At 42.7% G+C, this 25,773-nt stretch carries 22 protein-coding genes; 12 read left to right on the top strand and 10 right to left on the bottom strand.

Annotated features, from left to right (window positions below):
- Positions 1-3: 3 nt before the first annotated feature.
- A complete protein-coding gene (locus ABD894_RS06965) occupies positions 4-780 on the bottom strand; it encodes a polysaccharide biosynthesis/export family protein (protein WP_345210279.1) in 777 nt (258 codons plus the stop codon).
- Between the two features lie 562 nt (positions 781-1,342).
- Here ABD894_RS06965 and ABD894_RS06960 point away from each other — a divergent pair.
- Complete coding sequence (locus tag ABD894_RS06960) at positions 1,343-2,788, top strand: T9SS type B sorting domain-containing protein (protein WP_345210278.1); 1,446 nt, start codon at positions 1,343-1,345, stop codon at positions 2,786-2,788.
- A 21-nt stretch (positions 2,789-2,809) separates the two neighbouring features.
- Here ABD894_RS06960 and ABD894_RS06955 read toward each other — a convergent pair whose 3' ends face one another.
- Positions 2,810-3,193 carry a response regulator gene (locus ABD894_RS06955; protein WP_345210277.1) on the bottom strand — a complete coding sequence of 128 codons (384 nt, stop codon included), beginning with the start codon at positions 3,191-3,193 and terminating at the stop codon, positions 2,810-2,812.
- 223 nt (positions 3,194-3,416) lie between these two features.
- Here ABD894_RS06955 and ABD894_RS06950 point away from each other — a divergent pair, with 223 nt between their 5' ends.
- Positions 3,417-3,638, top strand: coding sequence for a hypothetical protein (locus ABD894_RS06950; RefSeq protein ID WP_345210276.1), 222 nt, complete (start codon positions 3,417-3,419; stop codon positions 3,636-3,638).
- 58 nt (positions 3,639-3,696) lie between these two features.
- Here the strand turns inward: ABD894_RS06950 and ABD894_RS06945 are convergent, their stop codons facing one another.
- Positions 3,697-4,992 (bottom strand): WcaI family glycosyltransferase, encoded by a 1,296-nt coding sequence (locus ABD894_RS06945; RefSeq protein ID WP_345210275.1) that lies wholly within the window; start codon positions 4,990-4,992, stop codon positions 3,697-3,699.
- An 895-nt stretch (positions 4,993-5,887) separates the two neighbouring features.
- Here ABD894_RS06945 and ABD894_RS06940 point away from each other — a divergent pair.
- The 8 genes from ABD894_RS06940 to ABD894_RS06905 all read left to right on the top strand — a co-directional run bounded on the left by ABD894_RS06940 (position 5,888) and on the right by ABD894_RS06905 (position 14,284).
- Positions 5,888-6,424 carry a UpxY family transcription antiterminator gene (locus ABD894_RS06940; RefSeq protein WP_345210274.1) on the top strand — a complete coding sequence of 179 codons (537 nt, stop codon included), beginning with the start codon at positions 5,888-5,890 and terminating at the stop codon, positions 6,422-6,424.
- A 94-nt stretch (positions 6,425-6,518) separates the two neighbouring features.
- A complete protein-coding gene (locus tag ABD894_RS06935; protein ID WP_345210273.1) occupies positions 6,519-6,908 on the top strand; it encodes a hypothetical protein in 390 nt (129 codons plus the stop codon).
- Between the two features lie 113 nt (positions 6,909-7,021).
- Positions 7,022-8,137, top strand: a complete 1,116-nt coding sequence (gmd, locus tag ABD894_RS06930; RefSeq protein ID WP_345210272.1) for a GDP-mannose 4,6-dehydratase — start codon at positions 7,022-7,024, stop codon at positions 8,135-8,137.
- Positions 8,138-8,142: 5 nt separating this feature from the next.
- Positions 8,143-9,069, top strand: a complete 927-nt coding sequence (gene fcl / locus ABD894_RS06925; RefSeq protein ID WP_345210271.1) for a GDP-L-fucose synthase — start codon at positions 8,143-8,145, stop codon at positions 9,067-9,069.
- A gap of 60 nt (positions 9,070-9,129) precedes the next feature.
- Positions 9,130-10,215: a mannose-1-phosphate guanylyltransferase gene (locus ABD894_RS06920; protein ID WP_345210270.1), complete on the top strand. Its 1,086-nt coding sequence runs from the start codon at positions 9,130-9,132 to the stop codon at positions 10,213-10,215.
- A gap of 94 nt (positions 10,216-10,309) precedes the next feature.
- Positions 10,310-11,290 (top strand): UDP-glucuronic acid decarboxylase family protein, encoded by a 981-nt coding sequence (locus ABD894_RS06915; RefSeq protein ID WP_345210269.1) that lies wholly within the window; start codon positions 10,310-10,312, stop codon positions 11,288-11,290.
- Between the two features lie 175 nt (positions 11,291-11,465).
- On the top strand, positions 11,466-13,901 hold the full coding sequence (locus ABD894_RS06910) for a penicillin acylase family protein (RefSeq protein WP_345210268.1): 2,436 nt from the start codon (positions 11,466-11,468) through the stop codon (positions 13,899-13,901).
- 17 nt (positions 13,902-13,918) lie between these two features.
- Positions 13,919-14,284: a hypothetical protein gene (locus ABD894_RS06905; protein WP_345210267.1), complete on the top strand. Its 366-nt coding sequence runs from the start codon at positions 13,919-13,921 to the stop codon at positions 14,282-14,284.
- 20 nt (positions 14,285-14,304) lie between these two features.
- Here the strand turns inward: ABD894_RS06905 and ABD894_RS06900 are convergent, their stop codons facing one another.
- From ABD894_RS06900 to ABD894_RS06890, 3 genes are all read right to left on the bottom strand, one after another.
- Positions 14,305-14,892: an NUDIX hydrolase gene (locus ABD894_RS06900; RefSeq protein ID WP_345210266.1), complete on the bottom strand. Its 588-nt coding sequence runs from the start codon at positions 14,890-14,892 to the stop codon at positions 14,305-14,307.
- A 147-nt stretch (positions 14,893-15,039) separates the two neighbouring features.
- Positions 15,040-15,396, bottom strand: a complete 357-nt coding sequence (locus tag ABD894_RS06895; protein ID WP_345210265.1) for a helix-turn-helix domain-containing protein — start codon at positions 15,394-15,396, stop codon at positions 15,040-15,042.
- 381 nt (positions 15,397-15,777) lie between these two features.
- A complete protein-coding gene (locus ABD894_RS06890; protein WP_345210264.1) occupies positions 15,778-16,791 on the bottom strand; it encodes a zinc-binding alcohol dehydrogenase family protein in 1,014 nt (337 codons plus the stop codon).
- Between the two features lie 152 nt (positions 16,792-16,943).
- Between ABD894_RS06890 and ABD894_RS06885 the strand changes: the two genes are divergently transcribed.
- The gene (locus ABD894_RS06885; protein WP_345210263.1) at positions 16,944-17,810 is read left to right on the top strand and encodes an AraC family transcriptional regulator; all 867 of its coding nucleotides are present in this window, start codon (positions 16,944-16,946) and stop codon (positions 17,808-17,810) included.
- 7 nt (positions 17,811-17,817) lie between these two features.
- Here the strand turns inward: ABD894_RS06885 and ABD894_RS06880 are convergent, their stop codons facing one another.
- The 4 genes from ABD894_RS06880 to ABD894_RS06865 all read right to left on the bottom strand — a co-directional run bounded on the left by ABD894_RS06880 (position 17,818) and on the right by ABD894_RS06865 (position 23,142).
- Complete coding sequence (locus ABD894_RS06880) at positions 17,818-19,461, bottom strand: alpha-L-fucosidase (RefSeq protein WP_345210262.1); 1,644 nt, start codon at positions 19,459-19,461, stop codon at positions 17,818-17,820.
- A 293-nt stretch (positions 19,462-19,754) separates the two neighbouring features.
- Positions 19,755-21,287, bottom strand: a complete 1,533-nt coding sequence (locus ABD894_RS06875; RefSeq protein WP_345210261.1) for a TPM domain-containing protein — start codon at positions 21,285-21,287, stop codon at positions 19,755-19,757.
- 50 nt (positions 21,288-21,337) lie between these two features.
- The gene (locus tag ABD894_RS06870; RefSeq protein ID WP_345210260.1) at positions 21,338-22,066 is read right to left on the bottom strand and encodes a LytR/AlgR family response regulator transcription factor; all 729 of its coding nucleotides are present in this window, start codon (positions 22,064-22,066) and stop codon (positions 21,338-21,340) included.
- The gene (locus tag ABD894_RS06865) at positions 22,063-23,142 is read right to left on the bottom strand and encodes a sensor histidine kinase (RefSeq protein ID WP_345210259.1); all 1,080 of its coding nucleotides are present in this window, start codon (positions 23,140-23,142) and stop codon (positions 22,063-22,065) included. The genes ABD894_RS06870 and ABD894_RS06865 overlap by 4 nt, the downstream gene beginning before the upstream one ends.
- A gap of 217 nt (positions 23,143-23,359) precedes the next feature.
- On the opposite strand from ABD894_RS06865, the gene ABD894_RS06860 reads away from it, so the two are divergent.
- Positions 23,360-25,567, top strand: coding sequence for an outer membrane beta-barrel protein (locus tag ABD894_RS06860; RefSeq protein ID WP_345210258.1), 2,208 nt, complete (start codon positions 23,360-23,362; stop codon positions 25,565-25,567).
- Positions 25,568-25,773: the final 206 nt, after the last annotated feature.

Here is a 25,773-nt window from a genome sequence, read left to right as displayed (position 1 = left end):
ATACTATCTACCCAGTTGAATACTAACTAATACCAAAGAGGCTACAGATAGTATAATAGGGATTATTTTCAGAATCGGGCTATCGGTTTTGAATTTAGACTTACCGGCTTCAACGTATAACACGTCGTTATTTTTTAAATAATAATAAGGAGAGTCAAACAACTGAGCCGATGTAAGATCGATATTCACAAACTTGCGTTCGCCTTCTATTTCGCGGATAAGCAATACATTGTTACGTTTTGCTGTAGAAGTAAGATCGCCTGCTAAAGTAATAGCCTGCGGTATAGTTATACGGTCGCTGCTAACACTAAATACATCAGGGTGCGATACATCGCCCATTACCGATATTTTGAAGTTCACGAGGCTTACGGTAACTAATGGTTCTTTCAGGTATGGGGTTATGGCTTTTTGAATTGTGGCCTGTGCTTGCACAAGTGTAAGACCGCTTACTTTAAGGCTATGCACTAAGGGCAGCTCAATTTCGCCTTTTTCGCTTACCAGGTAACCACCGGCAGCACCGGCAGCACCTTTAGCATCACCCGCGCCGGCAGCAGCGGCTGTATTAAACACCGCTGAACCTTCTGAGTTCAAACTTTTGATATTTAATGCCAGTATATCGCCCGATTGTATGGTTAACGGCGAGTAATTGTTGATTTTATAACTAAGCTCCGAGTTACGTTTAAGTCCCTGGAAATAACTGGTATCTTTTTGTGCAGTACATGCAGACAGCACTGCTATTATCACGAATAGCAATCCTTTATACAAATGGTTTTTCATCATCACGTTTTGAGTTTTTATGGATATTAATTTTTGATTTTTATATTGTTATGGTAGAAGCGCCGTAGCGCTGTTGAGTAGTTTTTGTAAGCAGTTTGCAGTGACCGCGCACATTTTTAAACAGTGTTGGCAAACTTTTTTAAAAAAAAGTTGTACTGAGACCTGCAAATGAACAAAATGGCTTCGAACTAACTATATATCAGGTTGTTATTTCTTAACTTATAATAAACAACTATTGATAGTATTTAAATTAAAAGTTTCTTTTTTTTCGAGATTATTGTTAGTGGATTTGCAATGATCGAGATGTTTTATTGCTGTTTTTTCAAAATAAATACACTTTTATAACCATCTCATTTACAGGACAAAGCAACACATTTATTCATTGATAGCCATATTATTCCTGGTTACTTTTAGCGCCTTATTTTACTTGTTTAAACACAGTTAAATTATCGTTTTAATTAAATTAAAGTCTTTCACTTAAAAAAATTAATCCCTTACATAACTTTTTTAGTAAAATAAGCGTAAAAGCACTCATTACCATTGGCTTCACAAGCTGTTATTGATTTTGAAAAAGCATTTATTATTTGGATTCGTTATTGTAATCGGACTGTGGGATAATAATGTAAATGCTCAAGCACAAACATCGCCGGCAATTACGTACCCCGCATCAGGCACCTTCACGGTAGGGAAGGTCATTACTCCGATATCCCCCGTTAATTCGGGTGGCGCCGTTTATCCGGCAAAATACGCTGACCCTGTTTTGTTGTCATCGTATCAAACACCTTTTAGTTTGGCAATTGATGGCCATGGCAGTGTTTACACAACCAGTATTGCCAGCGGCGATCTCACCAAGCTCGATAACACCGGGAAATTACTTGGTGTGGTGAGCACAGGTGATAACCAGGCATCAGGCGTTGGTATTGATAAGGCCGGGAATATTTACATTTCCCAGTTTACTCAAAACTGCATTTTAAAGTATAACCAAGGGGGCACATTATTAGCCAAAATAAAAGGCTTCAGTGACCCGTACGGTATTGCTTTTGATGCTGACGATAACGCGTATGTTACTAACTATTTTACGGGTACCATATTTCAAATTAAAGCTGGTACCACTGTGCCTGTTACCTACTTAACTGGATTTACAAAACCCTACGGTATCGTATTTGATTCGGGTGGTAACATGTATGTAAGCCAGCAAGGATCAGGCAATATTATTAAAGTTGCTGCCGGTACTTTAGCACGTACCACTTTTGCAACCGGCTTTAGTGGCCCCCGCCATTTAAGCAGAGACAAGTTTGATAATATTTACGTTGCCGATTATGGTAACAACATGATCAGGCGTATAGGCCCTACCGGTAAAATAGCTACCACTTTATCAACCGGGCTACACTCGCCAAGGCAGGTGGCTATTGATGAATCGGGTAACTTACTTATTGCCGATTTTGGTACAAATTCTATACTTAAATCGGTACCTGCCTGCTACAGCATCAGTAAACCATTGCCGGCCGGTTTAATATTTGATACCACAACCGGGCAAATTAGCGGGCAACCAACTGAGGTAAGCGCCGCAAGCAAGTATGTTATTACTGCTTATAATATCAGCGGTACCAGCATTGCCGGTATTACCATTGCTGTAAACCCTGCTACACAAACAACATCGCTTTTAAAAACATCAAGCGTTACTGCTACAGCGGCTGTTGATAGCAGCCAAACCGCTGAGAGTAATAAGATCACCGTTAACCAGGCGCTTTCGCCAAACGGCGACGGTGTAAACGATGTTTTTGTGATTGATGGGATCGAAAACTATCTTAAAAACAAGGTTACTATTTACGACCGTAATGGCCTGCCTGTTTACAACACAACTGATTATAATAATAAAGACCGTGTTTTTGATGGCCGATCGAGCACCGACGGGCGCCTGCAACAGGCCGGCACCTATTATTATGTAATTGAATATACAGCCGATGATGGCGGTAAAAAAAGCAAGACGGGCTATCTTTTAATTAAGTAGGCCGGGTTACCGGGCTTCAGGTTATTTCAAAATGTCCTGAAGCTTGTTTTTAGTTATGGGCTTAATAATATAATCGTGTACAAAATTGTACTCTTTTGAACGGTGTATATCAACAGGGTCAATTGATGATGATACCACGTAAACCCAAACCGGTTTGCTTAGCGTTCCGCGGATATTTTTAAATATCTCCAGAAACTGCCAGCCGCTCATGAGAGGCATGTGAATATCAAGCAGTATGATATCAGGCAATTCTTCGGCATTGTTTTTATTCTCTGCCAAAAATTGCAAGGCTTTACCGCCCTCCTGAAGATACTGTACTGTTGGTGCAGACGGAACATACACATCAATCATTTTACGCATTATAAAATGATAAATGGGCTCATCGTCAATGATTATTAATTTCACGCTGAATAGTATTAATAAATTATGATACTGCTTATTAGATCAATTATTACATTCCTTTTCAGGAAAATTACATTCATTATAAGTGCCCCTTCAATGTCAAATCCGGGGCGGTTCATTTTGTTCAATTATTCAAAATAATGTTTTGGTTCTATAACTATTTCACCCTTTAACCGTACAAATAATAATGCTGACAATTAATCGTTATCGCTCCAAACAACTTACTATGACTAAACCGGCCCAGCGGAAAATTTATTTGACTGACGTAGAACTCGATTTAACTTTTTTTGGGGTGGTAAAATTCATTAAAGAAACTGATGCTGAAATTAACGTTACCCTAACCGATGTTAAGGTGTATGAATATTCGTCATCAAATTATTTGTATGCTATGGAAGAGTTTTCGTTAAAGAAGCCTAAAGCGGTTATCCATATCGAAGAAGCTTCGTAAACCGGCATACGCAGCAATTTTAAACGGCGGCCATTTACTAACCACATAAATGGTACTGCTATCTGTTCAACTCAAACTTTAATGCCGACTCTTTTGATGAGGGCGGTACTGGTTTTAACTTGGTGATTGTTTTTTCGATAATATTGTTCTTATTCAAATATTGCTCGGCATACTTGCGGCCATTATTTTTTATAGATGAATTATCGCGGATACAGCAATCATAAATAGCATTTTTAAGGCTATCGGTATCTTCGGGTGGTATAACCACGCCCATTTCGTTATCATTTAACAGTTCAAATAAGGCAGTACCGGGCTCGGCAGTTACCAATGATAAACCACCAACAGCTAATATGGTAGTTAGTTTTGATGGCATCATCAAATCGCTGGCGTTACGCTTTTGCAATATCAGGTGCACATCGGCCATATTCAGGAAACTGTTAAACAAATGCGCTTCCTGTAAAGGAAAAAACTTCACATTAGTAAGGCCATGCTCTTCGGCGCTGGCAACCAGCGTTGCTTTGTGAGGACCGGTTCCGCAAATAATAAACTTGATAAATTTTAGCGGATGCAACTCTTTGGCTACTGTTATAATAGCCTCCAAACCTTGTTTCTCACCAATACTGCCCGAGTATAATACCACTTTATCATCCGCCTCAAAACCCCAGGTTTTCTTCAGGTCCTCACGGCTATCATTTAAAGGGTAGTACATTTTGGTATCAACCCAGTTAGGAAAAAAGGTGATCTCCTTATTGGTTTTAAGCGCTATCTTTTTAAGCATACCGCCCGATATAGAGCTGATTACGTTCACCCTTTGCATAATAAAGCGCTCAAGAGCGAATAATATGGTGAATACCTTTTTCGATTTTAGTATCTGAAGGTCGCGGGCGGCTTCAATTTGCAGATCCTGTATATGGTATACTATTTTACCGCCTCTGAATAAACGGTAAAACAAACCCAAAAAACCAAGGTGAAAAGGCGGCGCTATACAAAATATATAATCGGCCTTTGGTTTAAACAGCAAATAGAAGGTCATTAGGAATGCCGAAATGAAGAAACTGGCATCGTGTATCAGCCTTTTTAAGCCGCTTGGTTTTTGAGGTACATATAAAGGACACCTGTAAACGGTAAGCATACCATCGTTAGACACTTCTTTTTTGTAGAACTTATTTGTATATGGTGCCTGTACCTTCCAAAACGGATAATAAGGGAATGAAGTTACCACACGACATTTATAGTCGTTCTTAACCAACCAATCAGCCATTTCGCCCGTATATTTTCCAATTCCTGTTAATTCCGGCGAAAAGTTGATACCTATTATTAGTACACTTTTACCTGACGTCTCTGGCTTTTTCATTTTATTGTGTAATTATTGGGGCATTATTAACACCTAATTAAGGGTGTGATAATAATTTCACTTTATTTCAAGCTGTATCACATGCGTCCTTCACACTTTGGTAATATTGAGATAACCAATAATGAAGAAATTTTAATGTTAAAGTGCTAAAAAAGTGTTTGCCGGTTATATGATTGTAACTGTGGGTTTGTGGCGAAAAAGGCGTTTTAGAGCCTGTATGTGTAATTTTTGCGGTAAATGAATGATCTTCAATATCTGGCGGCATTTCAAAGCTTCGCCATTTCACTTACATGATTACTTTTTTTGTAATTACTGATATAGTTCTTTGTAGTTTCAAAAAGAAACAACCAAATCAATAATTTATTTGCATAAAATTACGCACTTCGTTCAATTTTTGTTAACGGAAAACCCGCTTGTTTGAAAATCGAGAAAAAACGAGACGCATTTCTCACGTGGGTGCGTAAAGTGATCAATCGGCTTGCGAAATGTGTAAATCGCCTACACGACATCCTACTTTCACCTGTATCGGCAAATAGCATAAAAACAGCCTTCTGAACCGGCTGATTTTCATCGCCGGGCAAATAGCTATGTAAAGGAATACTCAGTAATGGGTATATAAATTGGCTTAAACGGCAATATCATTAATAATCAGTATATTACTAATGCATACAATTCTATAAATTATAGTGTAAAGTAAACAGATTTATGCTTCACATTATTTCACAATTTTAAAACAAGTTGATTTTCAGTGTATAAAATCTTGCTTTAAAACGTGATTTTTATAAAAATTTTAATTGAAACCTGTTTCACACGATCATTATTATAATTATTAATAATAATTGCAATAAATCTGCTAAACAAAGTTTACGATGAATAACCTAACTAATACATATGTATGGATAATAAAGTGATCAAACTCAATAAAACTTCACATCAGCAATGGATGGTTGTTTATACGCGTTCGAGATTTGAAAAAAAAATTGACCGTAGCTTAAAAGAAATAGGTATTACATCCTTTTGCCCCACTATTAAAACAAAAAATAAATGGGCCGACAGGATCAAGGTTGTTGAATCGCCGCTTTTCCCTTCATATTTATTTGTGAAGGTTAGCTTGAGCGAGCAAACTAAAATTAGGCAAACAGCCGGCGTTTTGAACTTTGTATTTCATTGCGGTAAAGCCGTAACTTTAAAAGATTCAGAGATAGAACGCATCAGCGCCATAGTAAACAACTATGAAAACGTTGAAGTAAACAGCACGCAAAGTTTAAATATAGGAGATAAGGTAAAGATAAAAGATGGCTTATTACTGAACTACCAGGGCGTTGTGCGCCAGGTTATGGGCAAATCAGTACTGATGGCTATCGAGCAGCTTGATTGTGTGCTAACCGTTAAGGTAGGCTTTGATCAGGTATCTTTAAACGTAGCCAGTTAAATGTAAAAGAAAGTTCCTTTCAATTTTTTTAACTCAATTTAAATAATGTCACCAATAAAATAGCAAGAAACTGTATAGTTAGTATAAGACGTGTATGGATCTACATTATGGTCAAATAGTTGAAAAGGTAATAAGGCGTAAGGGCTTTAGCATTAGTGAAGTAGCAAGGTTCACTAAGGTTAACAGACGGTCGGTTTACTATTGGTTTAATCAAAAGAATTTAAAGTTGGAGATCATCCACCGCATAGGTGTGTGCCTGCAGCACGATTTTTCTGTAGAGTTTCCACATTTATTTACAGGAGAAGAGTTCAAAAACAATAAAGACTTTAAAAACGCCGATAGCGACCATGACCACGTAACGGAGCAGTCGGAAGATTCATATTGGAAAGATAAATACATCGATCTTTTAGAGCGATACAATGAAATATTAATAAAAAACGCCGAGAAGAACCAACTAAAGATCTCGGGAAGCAACGGTACTTAAACAATCACTTGGTTTGCAAATACTTGTGATACTATTTCAGTTGTTAAGTATTAAATTCAGTGTTTTCGTTGAACGCTTGTAACATTTAAGCATTCCATCACAATAATTACAATATGAAGAAAAAGGCACTTATCACAGGTATTACCGGTCAGGATGGCGCATACCTTACCGAACTACTATTATCAAAAGGCTACGAAGTACACGGCATTAAACGCCGCAGCTCTTTATTCAACACCGACAGGATAGATCATTTATACCAGGATCCGCACGATGAAGATCAGCGTTTGGTATTACACTATGGCGACCTGAGCGATTCTACCAATCTGATTCGTATTATTCAGCAGGTACAACCCGACGAAATTTATAACCTGGGCGCGATGTCGCACGTTAAGGTAAGTTTTGATACACCGGAGTACACCGCTAATGCCGATGGTATAGGTACACTGCGTTTGCTGGAAGCTATCCGTATTTTAGGTTTAGAGAAAAAAACCAAGATCTATCAGGCATCAACATCGGAGCTTTACGGTTTGGTACAAGCTGTGCCGCAATCAGAAACTACACCTTTCTACCCGCGCTCGCCTTACGCCGTAGCTAAAATGTACGCTTACTGGATCACCGTTAACTATCGCGAAGCTTATGGCATTTACGCTTGTAACGGCATCCTGTTCAACCACGAAAGCCCATTACGCGGCGAAACCTTTGTAACCCGTAAAATTACCCGCGGTGTGGCTAAAATAGCCATGAGCCTGCAAGAAAAATTATACTTAGGTAACCTTGACGCGCAACGCGACTGGGGCCATGCTAAAGATTACGTAGAGGCCATGTACCTGATATTACAACAGGAAGTACCTGAAGACTATGTAATTGCAACCGGTGTAACAACCCGCGTGCGCGAATTTGTACGCATGGCTTTTGCCGAAGTGGGTATCACTATCGAGTTTAAAGGTGAAGGTGTGGATGAAAAAGGTTATGTAACCCATTGTGCTCATCCTGATTTTCAGTTAGAAGAAGGCACTGAAGTAGTAGCGGTAGATCCTAAATATTTCCGCCCTACTGAGGTTGAACTTTTAATTGGCGATCCTACAAAATCAAAAACAAAACTGGGCTGGGAGCCTAAATATGACCTGCAAGGTCTGGTAAAAGAAATGGTAGCTGCCGATGTTGAGCTTTTCCAAAGAGAGAAATTGCTTAAAAATTCGGGTTACCAGATTAAAAACCAGTACGAATAAGCGGCATGGATAAGAACGCGAAAATTTACATTGCAGGGCATCGCGGTATGGTAGGTTCGGCTATTTACCGCAAACTGCAAAACGAGGGCTATACCAACCTGGTAACCCGAACGTCGGACCAGGTTGACCTGCGCGACCAGCAGCAGGTAAAAGCTTTTTTTGAGCAGGAAAAACCCGAATACGTTTTTTTGGCAGCAGCTAAAGTAGGCGGCATAGTGGCCAACAATACCTATCGTGCCGAGTTTTTGTATGATAACTTACAAATACAGAGCAACATCATCCACAACGCTTACTTAAATGGTGTTGAAAAGCTGATGTTCTTAGGTTCAAGCTGCATTTACCCTAAATTGGCGCCGCAGCCTTTAAAGGAAGATTACCTGCTTACCGGCACACTTGAACCTACCAACGAGCCTTACGCCATTGCCAAAATTGCGGGTATCAAAATGTGCGATGCCTACCGCGACCAATACGGCTGCAACTTTATATCGGTAATGCCAACTAACCTGTATGGTTATAATGACAATTACCATCCGCAAAATTCGCATGTACTGCCCGCGTTAATCCGCAGGTTTCATGAGGCTAAGGAGCAAAACCTGCCCGAAGTAGCTATTTGGGGATCGGGTTCGCCTAAGCGTGAATTTTTATTTGCAGATGATTTGGCAGAGGCCTGCTATTACTTAATGCAAAACTACAATGAGCCGGGCCTGGTTAACATAGGCACAGGCGAAGATATTTCCATCAAAGATTTGGCTTTGCTGGTAAAAAAAGTGGTAGGTTATGAAGGCGCGATAACGTTTGATGCCTCAAAACCTGATGGTACACCACGCAAATTAATGGACGTAAGCAAACTGCACAGCCAGGGGTGGAAGCACACGATAGAACTGGAAGAAGGCATTACCCTCGCTTACAGCGATTTTCTGAAAAAGTACTGATGCTATAAAACACCGCATCACAGTTAAGATCAACTATTAAATAAACACAAACCTGTTGTCATGAATAAGAATTACTATGCCATAATTATGGCCGGTGGAATAGGAAGCCGCTTTTGGCCAATAAGCCGTACATCGCATCCAAAGCAATTTATAGATATACTGGGTACAGGTAAAACCCTCATTCAAAACACCTACGACCGTTTTTTGAGCGTATGCCCTAAAGAGAACATCTACGTAGTTACCAACGAAATATATACCGACCTGGTAAAAGCGCAATTGCCTGATGTGGCCGACCACCAGATACTCACCGAGCCTGTTATGCGTAACACAGCACCGTGCGTGGCCTATGGTTGTTATAAAATAGAAAGCCAAAACCCCGATGCTGCCATAGTAGTAGCCCCTTCAGATCACCTGATACTTAACGAAGCCGCTTTTATAGCTACTATAGAAAAATCTTTAAAAACAGCATCTGAGAATAATTGCCTTATTACGCTGGGTATTAAACCATCAAGACCCGATACCGGTTATGGCTACATTCAATATAGTGATGATACGCTTAACGATGAGTTTCATAAAGTAAAGAACTTTACCGAAAAACCGAGTCTTGACGTAGCCAAAACCTTTGTGGAAAGCGGCGACTTTTTGTGGAATGCCGGGATATTTGTATGGTCGGGTAAAGCCATTGTAGACGAATTTAGCAAGCACCTGCCGGATATGCACACTATATTTGCCGATGCCCGCACAGTATATAACACCGAAAGTGAGAAATCACATGTGCATACTGTGTACGCCGACTGCGCCAATATCTCTATAGATTACGGGATTATGGAGAAGGCCGAGAACGTATACGTGCTTCCATCGGAGTTCGGATGGTCTGATTTAGGCACATGGGCCTCTATTTACGACCTCACCAATAAAGACGAGGCCGGTAACGCGTTGATCCCAGCTGAAAAAGTGATCATGTACAATTCTACCAACTGCATGGTTAACGTACCCGAAGATAAACTGGTGATACTAAAAGGCCTGCACGATTTTATTGTCGTAGAATCAAACAATACGCTGCTGATCTGTCCGCGCAGCGAAGAGCAAAATGTAAAACAAGTAGTGGCCGATGTAAAACAACGTTTCGGTGTAGCTTATATATAGTAATTATTTGGCCCTCTTTGCTCACAAAGAGGGCTTTTTGCAATAAACCCGATAAGGGCAACCTTAACTATCTGTTCACAAGATTAAAAATATTATGTCGAGAAAACGTATACTGATCACCGGGGCCGCGGGCTTCTTAGGGTCGCATCTGTGCGACAGGTTTATCAAAGAAGATTACCATGTAATTGGTATGGACAACCTGATAACAGGCGACCTGCGTAACATAGAGCACCTGTTTAAACTGGAGAATTTCGAGTTTTATAACCACGATGTATCCAGCTTTGTACACGTTCCCGGCGATCTGCACTACATCCTGCACTTCGCATCACCTGCCAGCCCGATCGATTACCTGAAGATCCCTATCCAAACACTAAAGGTAGGTTCATTAGGTACACACAATTTATTAGGTTTAGCCAAAGTGAAAGGCGCGAGAATGCTGATCGCTTCTACATCAGAAGTATATGGCGACCCGAACATCAACCCACAACCCGAAGAATACTGGGGTAACGTAAACCCGGTTGGTCCGCGTGGTGTATATGACGAGGCTAAACGTTTCCAGGAAGCTATAACGATGGCTTACCATACCTTCCACGGCTTAGAAACCCGCATCATCCGTATTTTCAATACTTACGGGCCAAGGATGCGGTTGAACGATGGCCGTGTATTGCCTGCGTTCATTGGTCAGGCTTTGAGGGGCGAATCACTGACTATGTTTGGTGATGGTTCACAAACCCGTTCATTTTGTTATGTAGATGATTTGGTTGAAGGTATTTACCGCTTGTTATTCAGCGATTATGCCCAGCCGATGAACATTGGCAACCCCGATGAGATCACTATCCGCCAGTTTGGTGAGGAGATCATCAAATTAACGGGAACAGACCAAGAACTGATCAGCCTGCCATTGCCGGTTGATGATCCGAAACAACGCCGCCCGGATATCACCAAAGCCAAAGCCATACTGGGCTGGGAGCCGAAGGTATCGCGCAGCGAAGGTTTAAAGATCACGCTTGACTACTTTAAGTCATTGCCTGATGCCGAAATCCGTCATAAAGATTTCGCGTACTATAACAAGTAATAGAAGAGCTAATAATTAGGGTGTTTAAACTTCGCCGGTTAGGAACGACCACAACCTGACCGGCGGGTTTGAACTATAATGGTGACGCGCCCAATATTTATATGAGGCCGATGGCACTATAATTAGCTAACTTTTATAATTATATCTATTTTAGTGAGCCATTAAATAATCCTCAATGAAGCTTTTAAAAGCCAGCCTGTCACTTGCCATAACCGTTGCATTGCTATGGGCCTTGCAAACCAAATTTGGTGATATCCCCGTGTTAGGTAACTTGCTTAACCCGGTATCGGGTTTTTGGCAAAATGCCGAGAGCAAAAATGCCAAAATTAACGACGAGCTAAGTTTACCCGGTTTACAGGGAGCGGTTACTATTCAGTTTGATGAGCGCCGCATTCCGCACATTTTCGCGGGCAATGATCATGATCTGTATTATGCGCAGGGCTACATTACCGCCCGCGACCGCCTGTGGCAAATGGATATCCAAACCCGCAGCGCATCGGGCCGGTTGGCAGAGGTTATTGGCGATAAGGCCTTAGAAACCGACCGTTACAACCGCCGCATGGGTATGGTTTACGGTGCAGAAAACACGCTGCGCGGTATTATGAAAGACCCTGTAATGAAGCAGGTGATTGAGGCCTATACCGATGGTGTGAACGTTTACATAAAATCCCTCGCCCCAAAAGATTACCCGATAGAATACAAACTACTTGATTATAAACCTGAATTATGGAAGCCCATTAACTGCGCTTTCCTGTTAAAATTGATGTCGCAAACACTGGCCGGCGGATCAGACCAGTTTGCCATGACCAACACCCTCAATAAGTTTGGCGCGTCAATAGTAAAAGACCTCTTTCCGGATTATCCCATGTTTGAGTCGCCCATAATACCGGCGGGCACCAAATGGAATTTTAAGCCGGTTGCCATTCCACAGCCGTCAAAAAGCTTTTTAGCGCAAACATCTGATGTTAACACGCGCCAAAAAGTAGAAGGTATTGGTAGCAACAACTGGGCTATCAGCGGCAGCAAATCCGCCAGCGGCTACCCTATTTTAGCTAACGACCCGCACCTTAATCTCTCCTATCCATCCATTTGGTACCAGGCACAACTATCGGCACCGGGTGTAAATGTTTACGGCGTATCCTTACCGGGCGCGCCGGGAATAGTGATAGGTTATAATCAAAAAATAAGCTGGGGAGTTACTAATGTTGATGCATCCGTGCTGGATTGGTACCAGATAAAATTTAAAGATGCCGCCAAAACCGAATACTGGTACAATAACCGCTGGAACAAAGTTACCCGCCGTATAGAAGTGATCGGCATCCGCGGTAAAAAACCATTGTACGATACCGTGCTGTACACCCATCACGGCCCGGTAGTATATGAAAGTGCTGATAAAAAAACGGAAGATGCACCTGATAATATCCCTGTTGGCAATGCCCTGCGCTGGGTGGCACATGATGAATCGGACGAGTTTAAGACCTTTTACCTGCTCAATCGCGGCAGCAATTATAACGACTATCGCGAAGCATTAAAATATTACACCGCCCCGGCACAAAACTTCATATTTGCCGATGCCGATAAAGATATCGCCATAACACCAAATGGTAAATTCCCGCTTAAATATAAAGAGCAGGGCAAGTTTATAATGGACGGCAGTGACCCGGGGAACGACTGGCATGGCTTTATCCCGTATGAGCAAAATCCAACGGTTAAAAATCCGGCTCAGGGTTATTTAAGTTCGGCTAACCAATCATCAACAGATCCAACGTATCCTTACTATATCAACTGGCATTTTGGCGGTTATGAGCGCGGCAAACGTATAAACGACAGGCTGGCGGCTATGCAAAACGCCACTGTAGATAGTTTGCGCATTTTACAAACCGACGATTACAGCATTGGCGCACAGGATGTTTTACCTACCCTGCTGCGTTATGTTGACGCCACTAAATTGGACGCGCCACAAACCGACGCGTTAAAAACAGTAAGCGTTTGGAACAAACATTTCGCGGCGAACGCCATAGGCGCTACCATTTTTGATCTTTGGTGGAGAAAGTTTTATGAGCTAACCTGGGACAAAGCCTTTAGCGATAAGAAGGAACCGCTCGCGGCACCATCAAGAGACAGAACAGAGAAGCTCCTGTTAAAAGAACCGGCATCAAAATGGTTCGATGATAAACAGACCCCGGCGATAGAAACCGCCGGCGACATTGTGAACAAGGCATTTATTGCCGCTATTGATCAGCTGATACGCGAACACGGCGATCAGGGGCAAGACTGGGAATGGGGCCGTATAAAAAGGATGTCGGTAACGCACCTTACAAGGCAGGCGGCATTCAGCTCAGGCAACTTTATTTCGGGCGGAACGGGTTCAACCGTTAACGCGCTTATTGGCGGGCACGGGCCTTCATGGCGCATGGTGGTACAATTAGGTCCGCAGGTAAAAGGCTACGGCATTTTGCCGGGCGGTGAATCGGGCAATCCAGGTAGTTTTTATTACGACGATATGCTGCCCACCTGGAAAGATGGCAAACTCGACGAATTGTTATACCTGCAATCGGCCGACGAAAAATCGTCACGGATAAAAAGTACACTTAAACTAAAAGGTAAATAAACTTAAACACCCAAGCGATGATATTATTTGCAGCCATACTGGCACTTACTTTTATTAGCGGTTTCTTTTTACCATGGTGGCTGGCCGCTTTAATTGGCCTTGTACTTGCCTTTTTAATAAGAACAAACGGCAGCGCTTTTTGGTCGGGTGGTGTGGCTGTGGCATTGGCCTGGCTGGCATTGGCTTTGCTTAAAAGTTTTCCTAACCAGCATATACTGGCCAACAGGGTGGCAAAATTATTCCACCTGCCTAACTGGGTGTTTATTTTAGGAGTTACCGTAGTAATTGGTGGCCTGGTAGGAGGTTTTTCGGCATTATCGGGCAGCTTGTTAAGGGCAGTGGTTGGCCCGGGCAATCAACCAAAACCGGCTACAGCGAAGTAAAAACCCGCTATATTATAAACTTATAGCAAAGCTTTCAGCTCAAAAATATCCGGGTAGCGTAAGGCCGTCTTCAGTATAAAATTGAGTGAATCCGTTACCCATATTTCACCGCTCATAGCCTGGCGTAACACCTCGGGCGCGGGCATTAAAACTACCTCTATCTCCTCGGTTTCATCCAGTTTCTGCACGGTATTGATCTCGGCATCAAACAATAAAAAACCGTAGGTAACCTGATTGAGCTTTGTAGGGTTGTTGGCTATCTTACCCAACGGGATCAGCCTTTCAGATGTTGTTTTTATACCGGTTTCTTCTTCCAGCTCGTTTATTGCCGATTCGATGATACTCTTATTTTTTTGCTGCATGCCGCCGGGCAATTCAAGCAGTATCTGCCCTAAAGCATGCTTGTACTGCTTTACCAAAACCACCTCATTGTTAGCGGTTATAGCCAATACCTGCGCCACATCGCCCAGCGGCGAAAAATAGTAATCATCGATCACCTTGCCGTTGGCCAACCTCACGGTATGCTTTACAAGCGGAAACCAATGGCTGGGCGATATATCTTCTTCGTTCAGTAAAGTCCATACTTTTCCCGCAGTATCAAATGGCATACTTCAGCTTTTTTAATAATGTTAAAATGTAAATTACTGTTGCCTAAGCTACGAAACAGCTTAGCCTGTACAAACAGTTAAAAAACGGCATTTGCAATAACGAATTATCGCAGCCAGTATCAATCACAGGTGTCGCCAAAAAGGCGGTTAATAAACAGCTCTTTCAGTTAGTAACTGGCTGTATTTTTCGAGCAGGAACAGGTATTTGTCTTTCCATACCTTAGCGTCCGACTGCTCCTGTGGCGCCCTTAACGTAGGCCTTTGCCTGCGATAACTTTCAGGGTTGTTAAAATCGTTCTTGGTAAAAAATTCAGGGAAATCCACCGAAAAATCATACTCAAGCACACATCCAATCTGGAAAATGATATCTGCTTTCAGATATTTTTGATTGAACCAATGGTACACCATACCCCTGTTTACAGACGTTTGCCTGGCCAGGTCGGTAATACTGTAATTTTTTCTTCTAACTAATCGCTCTACAATTTGACCGTGATGCTTTATCATAATTCCGCTCCAATTACAAAAGGGTTATTAAATATGCCGGGGGTATATATAATTATTAACGCATTTTAATTAGGGGTATTAATGCAATATTAACTATTCAATTTTCGTGCCTTTTAACCTTTTTATTAGCAAAAACGAAAAAAACCACTATTTGAGTTAATACATTGGCATTTAATGCCTTGTTTATTGTTACTAATGTTAAATTAATAATTTGGGGCATCTAACAGGGGAAATTAGAGACAACAAAACGGGCAATAAATTACACACTGGGCAAATAATTACCCAAATATTTTTTGGCGTGCTATTTGGTAGAAATAAATTTGTTATACATTTTTGACCACATTTATTACTCAATATTTATTCACAAAAACTTCACAGTTATTATAAGATAACTATTGCTTTTACTACATTTTCGCTTGGAGAAAGCAGCAACGAGAATTTTGAAACTACTTCGACAAAATTTAACCTATGAGTAATAAAACTGTGCAATTGTACGCTACCCGACACAACTGATGCCAAAACCTGATCGAAATCGGCACGCAAAGCATTCCTGCTGCTCATCAATATTCCCTCACGTTTATGAAACTCGGGGTGACTAAAACTGATATCGCCGCCCTGTAAGCCAACCAGCACATATTTACCGCCATGCGCCATATAATTAAAGCCGCTGTTAATTGCCGCAAGGTTCCCGGTAGCATCCATTATCACCGAAGGCATTTGGCCATTTGTATAATCGTTCAGTAAAGCAAGCGCGTCTTCTGTTTCAATATTTATTACCAAATCAGCACCTAACACTGTAGTGCAAAAATTCAAACGGAAAGCATTCCTGTCGGCTACTATTACTTTGGCGCCGCTTTGTTTGGCAAACGTTATACATGCCATACCGATTGGCCCCGCGCCCATCACCAAAACGGTATCATCACTGTTAATACCAGCCCTGTTAACCGCATGCGCGCCAATGGCAAATGGTTCTATCAAAGCCAGTTCATCATAACCCAGGCCTTGCCCATACACCAGTGAGGATATGGGTACAACAAGATATTCGGCAAGGCCGCCATCCTGGTGCACACCGCATACTTTAAGCCGCACGCAGCAATTGTATTTACCCACGCTGCAAGCCCCGCAATTACCGCAATTAAAATAAGGGATTATGGTAACGGCTTCGCCAGGTTTAAAATCGGATACGCCATTCAGTTCTGCGACATCGCCCGATAGCTCGTGCCCCAGCACCCTGGGATAATTAAAATATGGCTGTTTACCTTCAAAAGCATGCAGATCGGTACCGCAAACACCAACACGTTTTATCTTAATTAACGCATGTCCCGGCGGTATCTGGGGAACAGGGCTTTCGAGGTAACGCAATTCATAAGGTTTTACGCAGCTTAATATTTTCATTTATTTATCGGGGAAAAATGGTTTTTCGATAGCTCAAATTAAGTTACCTGCGCGTGGGTAATGTTACAGGTAGTTAACCAGCTATTAAGTCAATTTAACCTTCTATTGATCATTTGTAATCTTTTAATGTAAATTAGCCATATAAACCAATAATGAAACCGCAATTATTAAAAGTAAACAGCCAGCCCGAATACTCATTTAATGTGAGGCAAGACATGCTGCCTAACGTTAACAACAACTGGCATTACCACCCGGAGATAGAACTGATCCATTTTCACAGAGGGCGCGGAACACAGTTTGTTGGCGACAACATGAAGCGTTTTAGCGCAGGGGACATGGTTTTGGTGGGCAAAAACCTGCCTCATTACTGGAAATATGATGAAGACACCACTCCCGCTGATGAAACTAATAACGGTCCCTACTCTACCGTTATCCACTTTTATGATAATTTTTGGAGCGACCAGTTTTTAAACCTCCCCGAAAACAGGTGCATAAAACAAGTGCTTGAAGCCGCAGGCAGGGGTTTGCAGATACACGGAGAAACAGCCGAACGCGTAGCCTGCATAATGGAGAAGCTTGTACACAGCCACGGCCCTATGCGCATATTGTTATTGATAGAGGCGCTGATAGAAATAAGCGGCAACGAAAAAGCGTGGCTCTCCTCCGCAGGGTTTAGGCCGGTGTTTGACGAGGCCGATAAAGCACGTATCAATCTTATTTATGCTTATTCGTTCGCGCATTTTAGGGAGAAGATAGCTTTGGATACCATTGCTGATGTAGCCAGTGTAAGACCTCAATCGTTTTGCCGGTATTTTAAATCGAAAACCAGCAAAACCTACTCGCAATTTATTAATGAATTGCGAATAGGATATGCCTGTAAATTACTGATGGAAAACCGAATCAGTGTAAAACAAATCTGCTTTGAGAGCGGTTTTAACAATTTTTCAAGCTTTCATACCTGTTTTAAAAATATCACGGGCAAAAGTCCGCTGAATTACAGGCTTGGTATTGCCGGGTAAGTTAAACTTACACTACGCCGCTTATACTGAAAACCACGGCATGCTGTGCAGCAACAGGTAACACCGGGAATGTGATACTTAAACCTTCAGATTGCTGTTTCCACTCTAATTTGCCATTATAACCCAGCAAGGTTACTTTAGTTACGCTCGCTGTATTGCCTTCTTTTTTAGCTAATGAAGTGATAGATACCTCACCACCTGCCGGTACCCCCAATAATATAGCGTACAGCTTACCCTTTTTGGTGGTAAAGCGAATATCCTCGGCAGTGAATGGTTTGCCTTTACCCTCGTTAAAGCCCTGCGCGCTCAATGGTGCTGCCGATGCCAGTGCCGGTCCCTCGCCAAACGTTTTCCATGGGCGGGTACCGAATATACATTCTTCGTTGACCTTCATCCAGGCGGCTATGCCGGTAAGCACTTCGCGCTCCTGCTCATCTATGCTGCCATCGCCCCGCAAAGGGATATTGAGTAAAAGGTTGCCATTTTTACTCACCACGTCGGCCAGTGTGTGGATCACCGTTTTGGCGTTCTTGTATCCCTTTTGCTCAAATATGCGCCTGTCGTAATGCCAGCTGCCTATGCACGTATCGGTTTGCCAGGCAAACTCCTCTATTTTATTGCTTTGGCCGCGCTCAATATCCCATACCATGCACTTACGTTGCTGCTCATCCAATATTTTGCCAAACACCGTAGCCTTTAGCTTGCCATTGCGTTTTATACTTTGGTTGTACATGTGGGCAGCTATTTTCAAACCCGCGTCGCTTATTGGCCATAAGGGTAATGCGGTATCATCAAAGTAGATTAGTTCGGGCTGGTATTTGTCTATTAATTCCACCGTTCTGTTCAGGAATTTGTTGATGTAGGCATCAGTTGGTTGCGAGGCACCATCGCCCCAATTCCATTGACTATGTATAGAACCATTATTATGACTTTCGGCACTTAAAGCATGTTGCTGGGCGTACAATTCCTGCGGATCAAAACCATCCCACCATTTACCCTTACCATCTGCGGCAGTAAGCTTACCATCATAAGGTACACCGGCATAAGGCCCGTTTTTATCAGCCCTTTGGGCGGTTTCCATCCAGGTCCAGGTGTGGGCGGCATGCACCGTTACGCCAAAAGGTAGTCCCTGTTTTTTGGCGGCTTTGGCCCAGCCTGCTATCAGGTCTTTTTTAGGCCCTAACTTTACAGAGTTCCAGGGCTGGTGCGAGCTATCGTACAGGTCGAAATTATCGTGATGGTTAGCCAATGCCATAAAGTATTTGGCCCCCGCGCTTTTATATAAAGCCATTAACTCCTCGGGCTGCCAGTTTTCGGCCTTCCACTCGTTAATCACATCTTTAAATCCAAACTTTGAGGGGTGCCCGTATTTTTGTACATGATATTTATACTGATCGCTCCCCTCCTCGTACATTCCACGGGCATACCAATCACCACGTTCGGGTTGGCATTGCGGCCCCCAGTGCGCCCAAATACCAAACTTGGCATCCCTAAACCAATCGGGCACCTTGTATGCACTTAATGAAGCCCATGTAGGTTCAAATACATTAGCCCCGCCAGGCATAGCGCTGTTACCTGCCGCCAATACCTTTGAAAACTGAAAGGCCGCCGCTGCCACGGCCAAACTGCGTATTGCTTCTCTTCTTTTCATAAAATTTTCTTCGGTATAAAAATCAATCGATTGCCGTTGCTTTAGTTAAGTTTATTTAACTACCTGTTGTGTGAAATTAACGAGGGGGACCATGGACGATGGTCGATAGTCTATGGTTAATGGCCAGTGGTTAGTAGTCAGTATAAAATTAGAAATATGATTTTAGATTTTACCGCGGAGGTAACGGAGTTTTGCACGGAGTTTCGCGGAGGCTTTGATGGTGTATAATAAGTTTTGACGGCGTTAGTAGCTTTGACAACTTTTAAAAAGTTGTCAAAGCTTTTGTGAAATCATTACCAGCTGCTACCCGCGCCGCCACCGCCGGACGAACCGCCGCTGCTTGATGAGAAACTACTGCCGGATGATGAGCCACCGCCGGATGAGGACGATGAGCTTGATACTTTGGGTATGGTATAGCGTTCCTTTTCGCGGCGGTCGCAATTGTGGCAGCGTTTCAGTTTCCAGCCCCACCCTTCTGACGAAGCAGTCGCGGCTGAAACTACTTCTTTACCATCGGGCATCAAGGTAAGATAATGGCATTTGGGGCATTCCTTGGCGCTGCTGCCCAGGTTTTTGTAAACGTAGATCAATTTCTCGTGCGATTCATCGTGGCAAGTCCATACATCATAATCTGCCGATTTTACTCTCTCTTCTATTTTTTGCCCATGCTGAATGTACTTGTCGTCGTCGGTTTCCGAGAGTTTTTGCATGGCCGTACCGCAGGCTTTACAGGCATAGGGCGTATTGCGCAATTTGTACATAATGCGGTGATAAATAACCCAGTACACCGCCAGCAAAGGCAGGGGGAATATAAACACGCTCCAAACCATGTTGTAGTGTCTTTGGTTACGGGCTACGTATTGCTCGTAGCGGTCTTTCCCCTTAAGCTGCACACCAAGTTTGCTACCAACAATTAAAAAATGGAAGGACAGATAAATACTGATGGCTATGTAAAACACCAACGCGGTACGCCCATTAAACCAGCTTACCGGGTAAAACCAGTTAAGGCACAAAGCCACTATTATCGGCAACAAGAAGGTGAGCCAAAACATGAGGCTGGCCAGTCTGCGTTTAATACGGTAACCATATAAAAGGAAATCGATAATACCGGTGAGTATTAAAAACACTATACCGATAGCTATGGTGAAGCCATCCAGTAACTCACGCTCTTGGTAGTTATTATTAACTAAGCTGGTTGTTTCCAGCGCACCGGAAGGCAAGTCGATATCCTGCATTGTTGAATCGGTAATGGCTACCGCGCCCGATGTGGCGGTATCCGTAGCCGTACTATCGGCCAGTTGGGCATTACCAGTGCTTAGCTGCCTTATTACAGCGGCTACACCTTCACGCACCGCCCTGTCGAGGTCATTGGCTTTGGCATGTGGAATCATATATTGCTGCTGTATGCGGTAACAAACAATATCCGGCAAGTCGCCTTCCAGGCCATAACCTGTTTCAAATTCAATACGGTGCTGATCGTTCACTATCAGTATCAGCAAGCCGTTATTAGTTTCCTTATCGCCTATCTTCCACTTTCTGAACAAGGTTGTGGCGGCATCCTTGGGTACCGCGTCGCCAATGGATTTTACAACCACCACATCAATATGTGCCTTGCCCGATTGATCGAGTGCTTGCAATGTTTGGTTCAGCGTGCTTACCGTTTCGTTATTCAGCAGTCCGTCGGTATTGGTAATAAAGGTTTCACCCAGTGTTTTCGGATCGGGGATAGCAAGGTAACCCTCCTCCTTTTTATCACTATTACAGGCAGAAAATATCAGTAAAAACAAGCAGACGAACGCGTAGCGGGGTAAGGTTTTTATAATCATAGGTAAGGCAAATGTAATTAACTAAGCGCTTTATTACTATAGCCTTGTATTCACTTTAAAAAACCAAGCTGTTTCAATAATTGTTCGCGGTAGTTATTGCCTATGGGTATTTCAGTATTATTAATAAAAACACGGTTGCCCTCTATATGACCTATTTTGGCTTTATTGATAATGAATGACCTGTGAGTGCGCAAAAATAGGCTATCCGGTAATTGCTCTTCAAAGTTCGAGAATGGCATTTTGGGCATCAGCGTATTAACAGCGGTCACAATTTTGGTGTAGTTGCCTTGCGCTTCGGCGTATAACAAATCGTGGTGCATTATTTTGTAAATCCGGCCGTCGGTTTTAATAAAAATAAAATCATCGGCTTTATTGGTGGCAACACTATCGTTGTCTGCGCTTTTTGGCGATGATACCGGCTGTAATTTCTCCATGGCTTTATCAATGGCGATGATGAATCTCTCGAACGAAAACGGCTTTAACAGGTAATCGCATGCGGCAAGGTCAAAGGCATCCGCGGCGTACTCTTTATAAGCGGTGGTGAATATTATTTGAGGTTGATGCTTCAACGTTTTGGCGAATGACACCCCATCAATAACCGGCATATTGATATCCAGAAACAAAATATCGATAGCTTGCGATTGCAAAATAGCCTTAGCTTCAAGCGCGTTGCCGCAGCCGGCTATCACATGCAAATAATCCAGATGGCTGCAATAGTTTTGAATAATATCCCGCGCTATCGGCTCGTCATCTACAATAAGGCAATTGAGGATGTTCATTTTTTTATCTTTAATTGCAGATCAATAGTATAAAAATTCCCGTTATCATTGATGTTCAATTCGTACGCGTTCGGATATAGCAGTTCTAACCGTTTACGCGCGTTTGCTAACCCAAAGCCATTACTTTGCGGCAATACACTCTCTTGCTGCTCTTCGGTACCGAAACTATTTTTTACCGAGAACAATATAGAATTAGCCCATATTTTTAGTTTGATATCTACAAAAACTTCGGGCGACGCCGTGTTTTTTGAATGCTTAAAAGCGTTCTCAATGAATACGATCAGCAGCATGGGTGCAATGCGTATTTCGACATCAGCAATATCTTCAATATCGGTAGTTAATTGCAGCCTGTCGCCAATACGTATCTTTTCAAACTCGATATAGTTATTGATGTAAGCCAGTTCGCTTTTTAGCGGAACATAAATTTCGCCTGCATCATAAACCGAGTAACGCAGCAACTCCGATAATTTGAGCAGTAATGGCGGGATGCGCTGATGCGAAGTAATGGAAAGCCCGTACAGGTTATTCAACGTATTAAACAAAAAATGCGGACTTAACTGCGATTGCAGCAGGTATAATTCGCTCTTGCTATGGTCGGCCTCCTGCTGCGCGGCTACCAGTTGATTGGATGTAACCGAATGCGCTATTTTAATGATAGCCCCAAAAGTAATGCCGACCACTACCAGCGGTAACGCGAACATCATCAGGTTAATAGCAGGGCGGCCATGAAGCGGGAAATCGGCATGAAAAAATAACCAAGCCATACAGGCAAAAACAAGAAAAGCCAATGCCGCCAACACATAAACCGGTACCGTCCTTAATTTTGAGGCCCACATTTGCGACATGTATCGCCCGGTAAAAACTCCCATTATAAATGCTATGGTACATGAAAGAGAAACAATTTCATCTTTCCTGATATCCATAGACCTTATATACGGCGCTATGGCTACATACACCGGGATGCCGGCCAATACTCCACCAAAAAAGTAGAGCTTACTTACAAAAAAGCCGCCGGTAGGTTTAGCTGCCCCGGCCGGTACATTTTTGTTTACTGTTTTAATTTCTTCGATAATCATATAGCAAAGCTGTGCAAGATGATCCGCTTGCAAAATACTTGCTTACGGATAGTGCAAAACCGGTGACCAATAGCTAAAAACAGGTTTTAAACCTGCCCAACACCTCAATTAAGGCTTTCGTCACCCAGGCAACAAGGTACAACATATTTTTTTCGCTGCCGGTTGCCGCCCCTCAATATTTGCATCATCAATAAACAAATACTAAAAGTACCTGCACATGAAAACGTCCCTCCTCTTCCTGATTATATTATTCGCCCCTTTATTAAGTTTAGCACAAACGGGGAGCAATAAAACTAATGATACTTCAAAAGCCACCAAAAAGATTGGGCTTAATGAGGTCACCATTAAATCGAAACGCCCGCTGATACAAACAGAAATTGATAAAACCGTTGTTAATGTAGCCGCTATGCTGAGCAGCGCAAGCAGCAACACGCTCGAAGTACTGGAGAAAACGCCCGGAGTAACCGTGAACGCCGGTGGCGAGATCAGTTTAAACGGCCGTGCTGGTGTGCTGGTGTTAATAGATGGCAGGCAAACTTACCTTTCGGCTGCTGATTTGGCTAATTACCTGAAATCCATCCCCGGCGGTAACCTGGATAAGATTGAACTGATGGATAATCCGCCTGCCCGATACGATGCCGCAGGTAACGGAGTGATCAATATCCGCCTCAAAAAGAACAGGCAAAGTGGCTTTACCGGCAGTTTGTCATCAGGCTACGCACAGGGTAAACTTCCGCGTAATAACAATTCGCTCAACCTTAATTACAATTACAATAAGCTCAACATATTTAGTAACTTGGGTTATAGCTATGATAAAAATTATAGTGACGATGTTTATAACCGCAGCTTTTTTAATACCGATGGCAATGTAACTAACCGTTTATTACTCAATAATTACCAGCAGAACAAAGGCAAGGGCATTAATACCAATATAGGTATGGATTACGCGCCAACTAAAAGCACCACCTATGGTATGCAGGTAAGTTATAACCACAGCACCCGGTATAATGTGCTCAACTCCGGTAATATTAATTATGGCATCACTATACCCGATAGCACCGGCAACAGCTATACCGATGCCCGGGACAGCCGCGATAACTTGAATACCAACCTCAACTTTTATCACCGCTTTGGTGAAACAGGGCGCGAAATTACTGCCGATGCTAACTACTTACGCTACACAGCCGATGGGGAACAGAACTTACAAAACCTGGTTTATTTACCGGATGGGGCTTTAAAACACAGCGATAACTTCCTGTATAGCCTCCCATCAACCATGAATATTTATACGGCGAAAGCCGACTACGTGCACCCGTTAAAGAACAAGGCGAAGCTGGAAGCCGGCATTAAATGGAGCTGGGTGAGCAATGATAATCCGTCCGATTACTATCAGCTTGTTAACGGCGAACAAATTATTGATAACGGGCGATCCAACCATTTTAAATATCGCGAGGATTTTACTGCTGCTTACATCACCGGGCAAAAGGCATGGAAACGAATTGGCATCCAAGCGGGCCTGCGTGCCGAACATACCAGCGCCAACGGACTACAATTGGGCAATGAGGCTGGCGGAGCGAGTGCGTTCAATAAAGATTATACACAGGTTTTCCCCAGCGTATTTATTAATTATAAACTGGACACAATATCAAAAAACTCGCTGTCGTTTATTGTTACCCGCCGTATTAACCGGCCTAATTATCAGCTATTGAATCCTTTCTTATTTTATCGCGATCAGTATTCGTACAGTTTGGGTAACCCCGAACTTAACCCGCAATACCAATACCGCTATGAGCTGAAATATCAGCACGGACAAACCTTCAGAACCGGGTTAAGTTATAATCGTTTCACCAATGTAATTTTTCAAACCACCAATGTGGTTGAGGGTAGATTTATCACCAAACCCGAAAACGTATCAGAAGGTTATATACTGTTGTTCAACTCGGGTTTAAATATTTCACCCGCCAAGTGGTGGACTTTTAATACCGATGTGCTGCTTTCGCGCATGGGCCTTAACGGACAGGCGTATGGCGAAAAGCTTAACCCCGCGACGTTTGCGGCACGCATCAATGTCTTAAACCAATTGCAATTCGGCAAGGGCTGGAGTGCAGAATTGGGTGGTTATTATTCCAGTCGCGATTTGAACGGGCAAACGTTTACTTCCGCCATGGTACGCGCTAATGCGGGTTTGCAAAAAAAGATATGGAAAGACAAAGGCAGCATCAGGCTGGTGATGGAGGATATTTTTCACAGCTGGAAATACCGCAACAATTCCGTAGCGCTGAAACAGGCTTACTATTATCAAACCGGCGAATCAGACACCCGCCGGTTCGGCATCGCCTTTACTTATAACTTCGGCAGCGATACCTTTGCCCGCAAGAGCAAACATAAAGACAACGCGCTTGATGAAGAGAAAGGGAGAATGTAGGTTTGTTATGGCAAAGGCTCTGCTATCCGCACATTATATTGCAGCATTTTTTTGTAATGAAAATATAACCGACCATGCCCATCTATTGTATAAATCACCTCACTACATCTTTGAACCGGAAAAATGCATAGCCATCTGCAAAAAAGCTTCAGGTAAAAGCAGGCCCAATGTTGACGGGGAAAAGCGCGAAGACGGGTGTAGAATAT

Source organism: Mucilaginibacter gynuensis, from assembly GCF_039541195.1.
Lineage (GTDB): Bacteria > Bacteroidota > Bacteroidia > Sphingobacteriales > Sphingobacteriaceae > Mucilaginibacter > Mucilaginibacter gynuensis.
The sequence above is the reverse complement of the archived record's forward strand: the minus strand, read 5'-3'. Positions and strand labels throughout refer to the sequence as shown.

Coding starts and splice junctions, on each gene's coding strand:
- ABD894_RS06965 (WP_345210279.1), bottom strand. CDS start 780: ATGATGAAAAACCATTTGTATAAAGGATTGCTATTCGTGATAATAGCA.
- ABD894_RS06950 (WP_345210276.1), top strand. CDS start 3,417: ATGACTAAACCGGCCCAGCGGAAAATTTATTTGACTGACGTAGAACTC.
- ABD894_RS06945 (WP_345210275.1), bottom strand. CDS start 4,992: ATGAAAAAGCCAGAGACGTCAGGTAAAAGTGTACTAATAATAGGTATC.
- ABD894_RS06940 (WP_345210274.1), top strand. CDS start 5,888: ATGGATAATAAAGTGATCAAACTCAATAAAACTTCACATCAGCAATGG.
- ABD894_RS06935 (WP_345210273.1), top strand. CDS start 6,519: ATGGATCTACATTATGGTCAAATAGTTGAAAAGGTAATAAGGCGTAAG.
- gmd (WP_345210272.1), top strand. CDS start 7,022: ATGAAGAAAAAGGCACTTATCACAGGTATTACCGGTCAGGATGGCGCA.
- fcl (WP_345210271.1), top strand. CDS start 8,143: ATGGATAAGAACGCGAAAATTTACATTGCAGGGCATCGCGGTATGGTA.
- ABD894_RS06920 (WP_345210270.1), top strand. CDS start 9,130: ATGAATAAGAATTACTATGCCATAATTATGGCCGGTGGAATAGGAAGC.
- ABD894_RS06915 (WP_345210269.1), top strand. CDS start 10,310: ATGTCGAGAAAACGTATACTGATCACCGGGGCCGCGGGCTTCTTAGGG.
- ABD894_RS06910 (WP_345210268.1), top strand. CDS start 11,466: ATGAAGCTTTTAAAAGCCAGCCTGTCACTTGCCATAACCGTTGCATTG.
- ABD894_RS06905 (WP_345210267.1), top strand. CDS start 13,919: ATGATATTATTTGCAGCCATACTGGCACTTACTTTTATTAGCGGTTTC.
- ABD894_RS06900 (WP_345210266.1), bottom strand. CDS start 14,892: ATGCCATTTGATACTGCGGGAAAAGTATGGACTTTACTGAACGAAGAA.
- ABD894_RS06895 (WP_345210265.1), bottom strand. CDS start 15,396: ATGATAAAGCATCACGGTCAAATTGTAGAGCGATTAGTTAGAAGAAAA.
- ABD894_RS06890 (WP_345210264.1), bottom strand. CDS start 16,791: ATGAAAATATTAAGCTGCGTAAAACCTTATGAATTGCGTTACCTCGAA.
- ABD894_RS06885 (WP_345210263.1), top strand. CDS start 16,944: ATGAAACCGCAATTATTAAAAGTAAACAGCCAGCCCGAATACTCATTT.
- ABD894_RS06880 (WP_345210262.1), bottom strand. CDS start 19,461: ATGAAAAGAAGAGAAGCAATACGCAGTTTGGCCGTGGCAGCGGCGGCC.
- ABD894_RS06875 (WP_345210261.1), bottom strand. CDS start 21,287: ATGATTATAAAAACCTTACCCCGCTACGCGTTCGTCTGCTTGTTTTTA.
- ABD894_RS06870 (WP_345210260.1), bottom strand. CDS start 22,066: ATGAACATCCTCAATTGCCTTATTGTAGATGACGAGCCGATAGCGCGG.
- ABD894_RS06865 (WP_345210259.1), bottom strand. CDS start 23,142: ATGATTATCGAAGAAATTAAAACAGTAAACAAAAATGTACCGGCCGGG.
- ABD894_RS06860 (WP_345210258.1), top strand. CDS start 23,360: ATGAAAACGTCCCTCCTCTTCCTGATTATATTATTCGCCCCTTTATTA.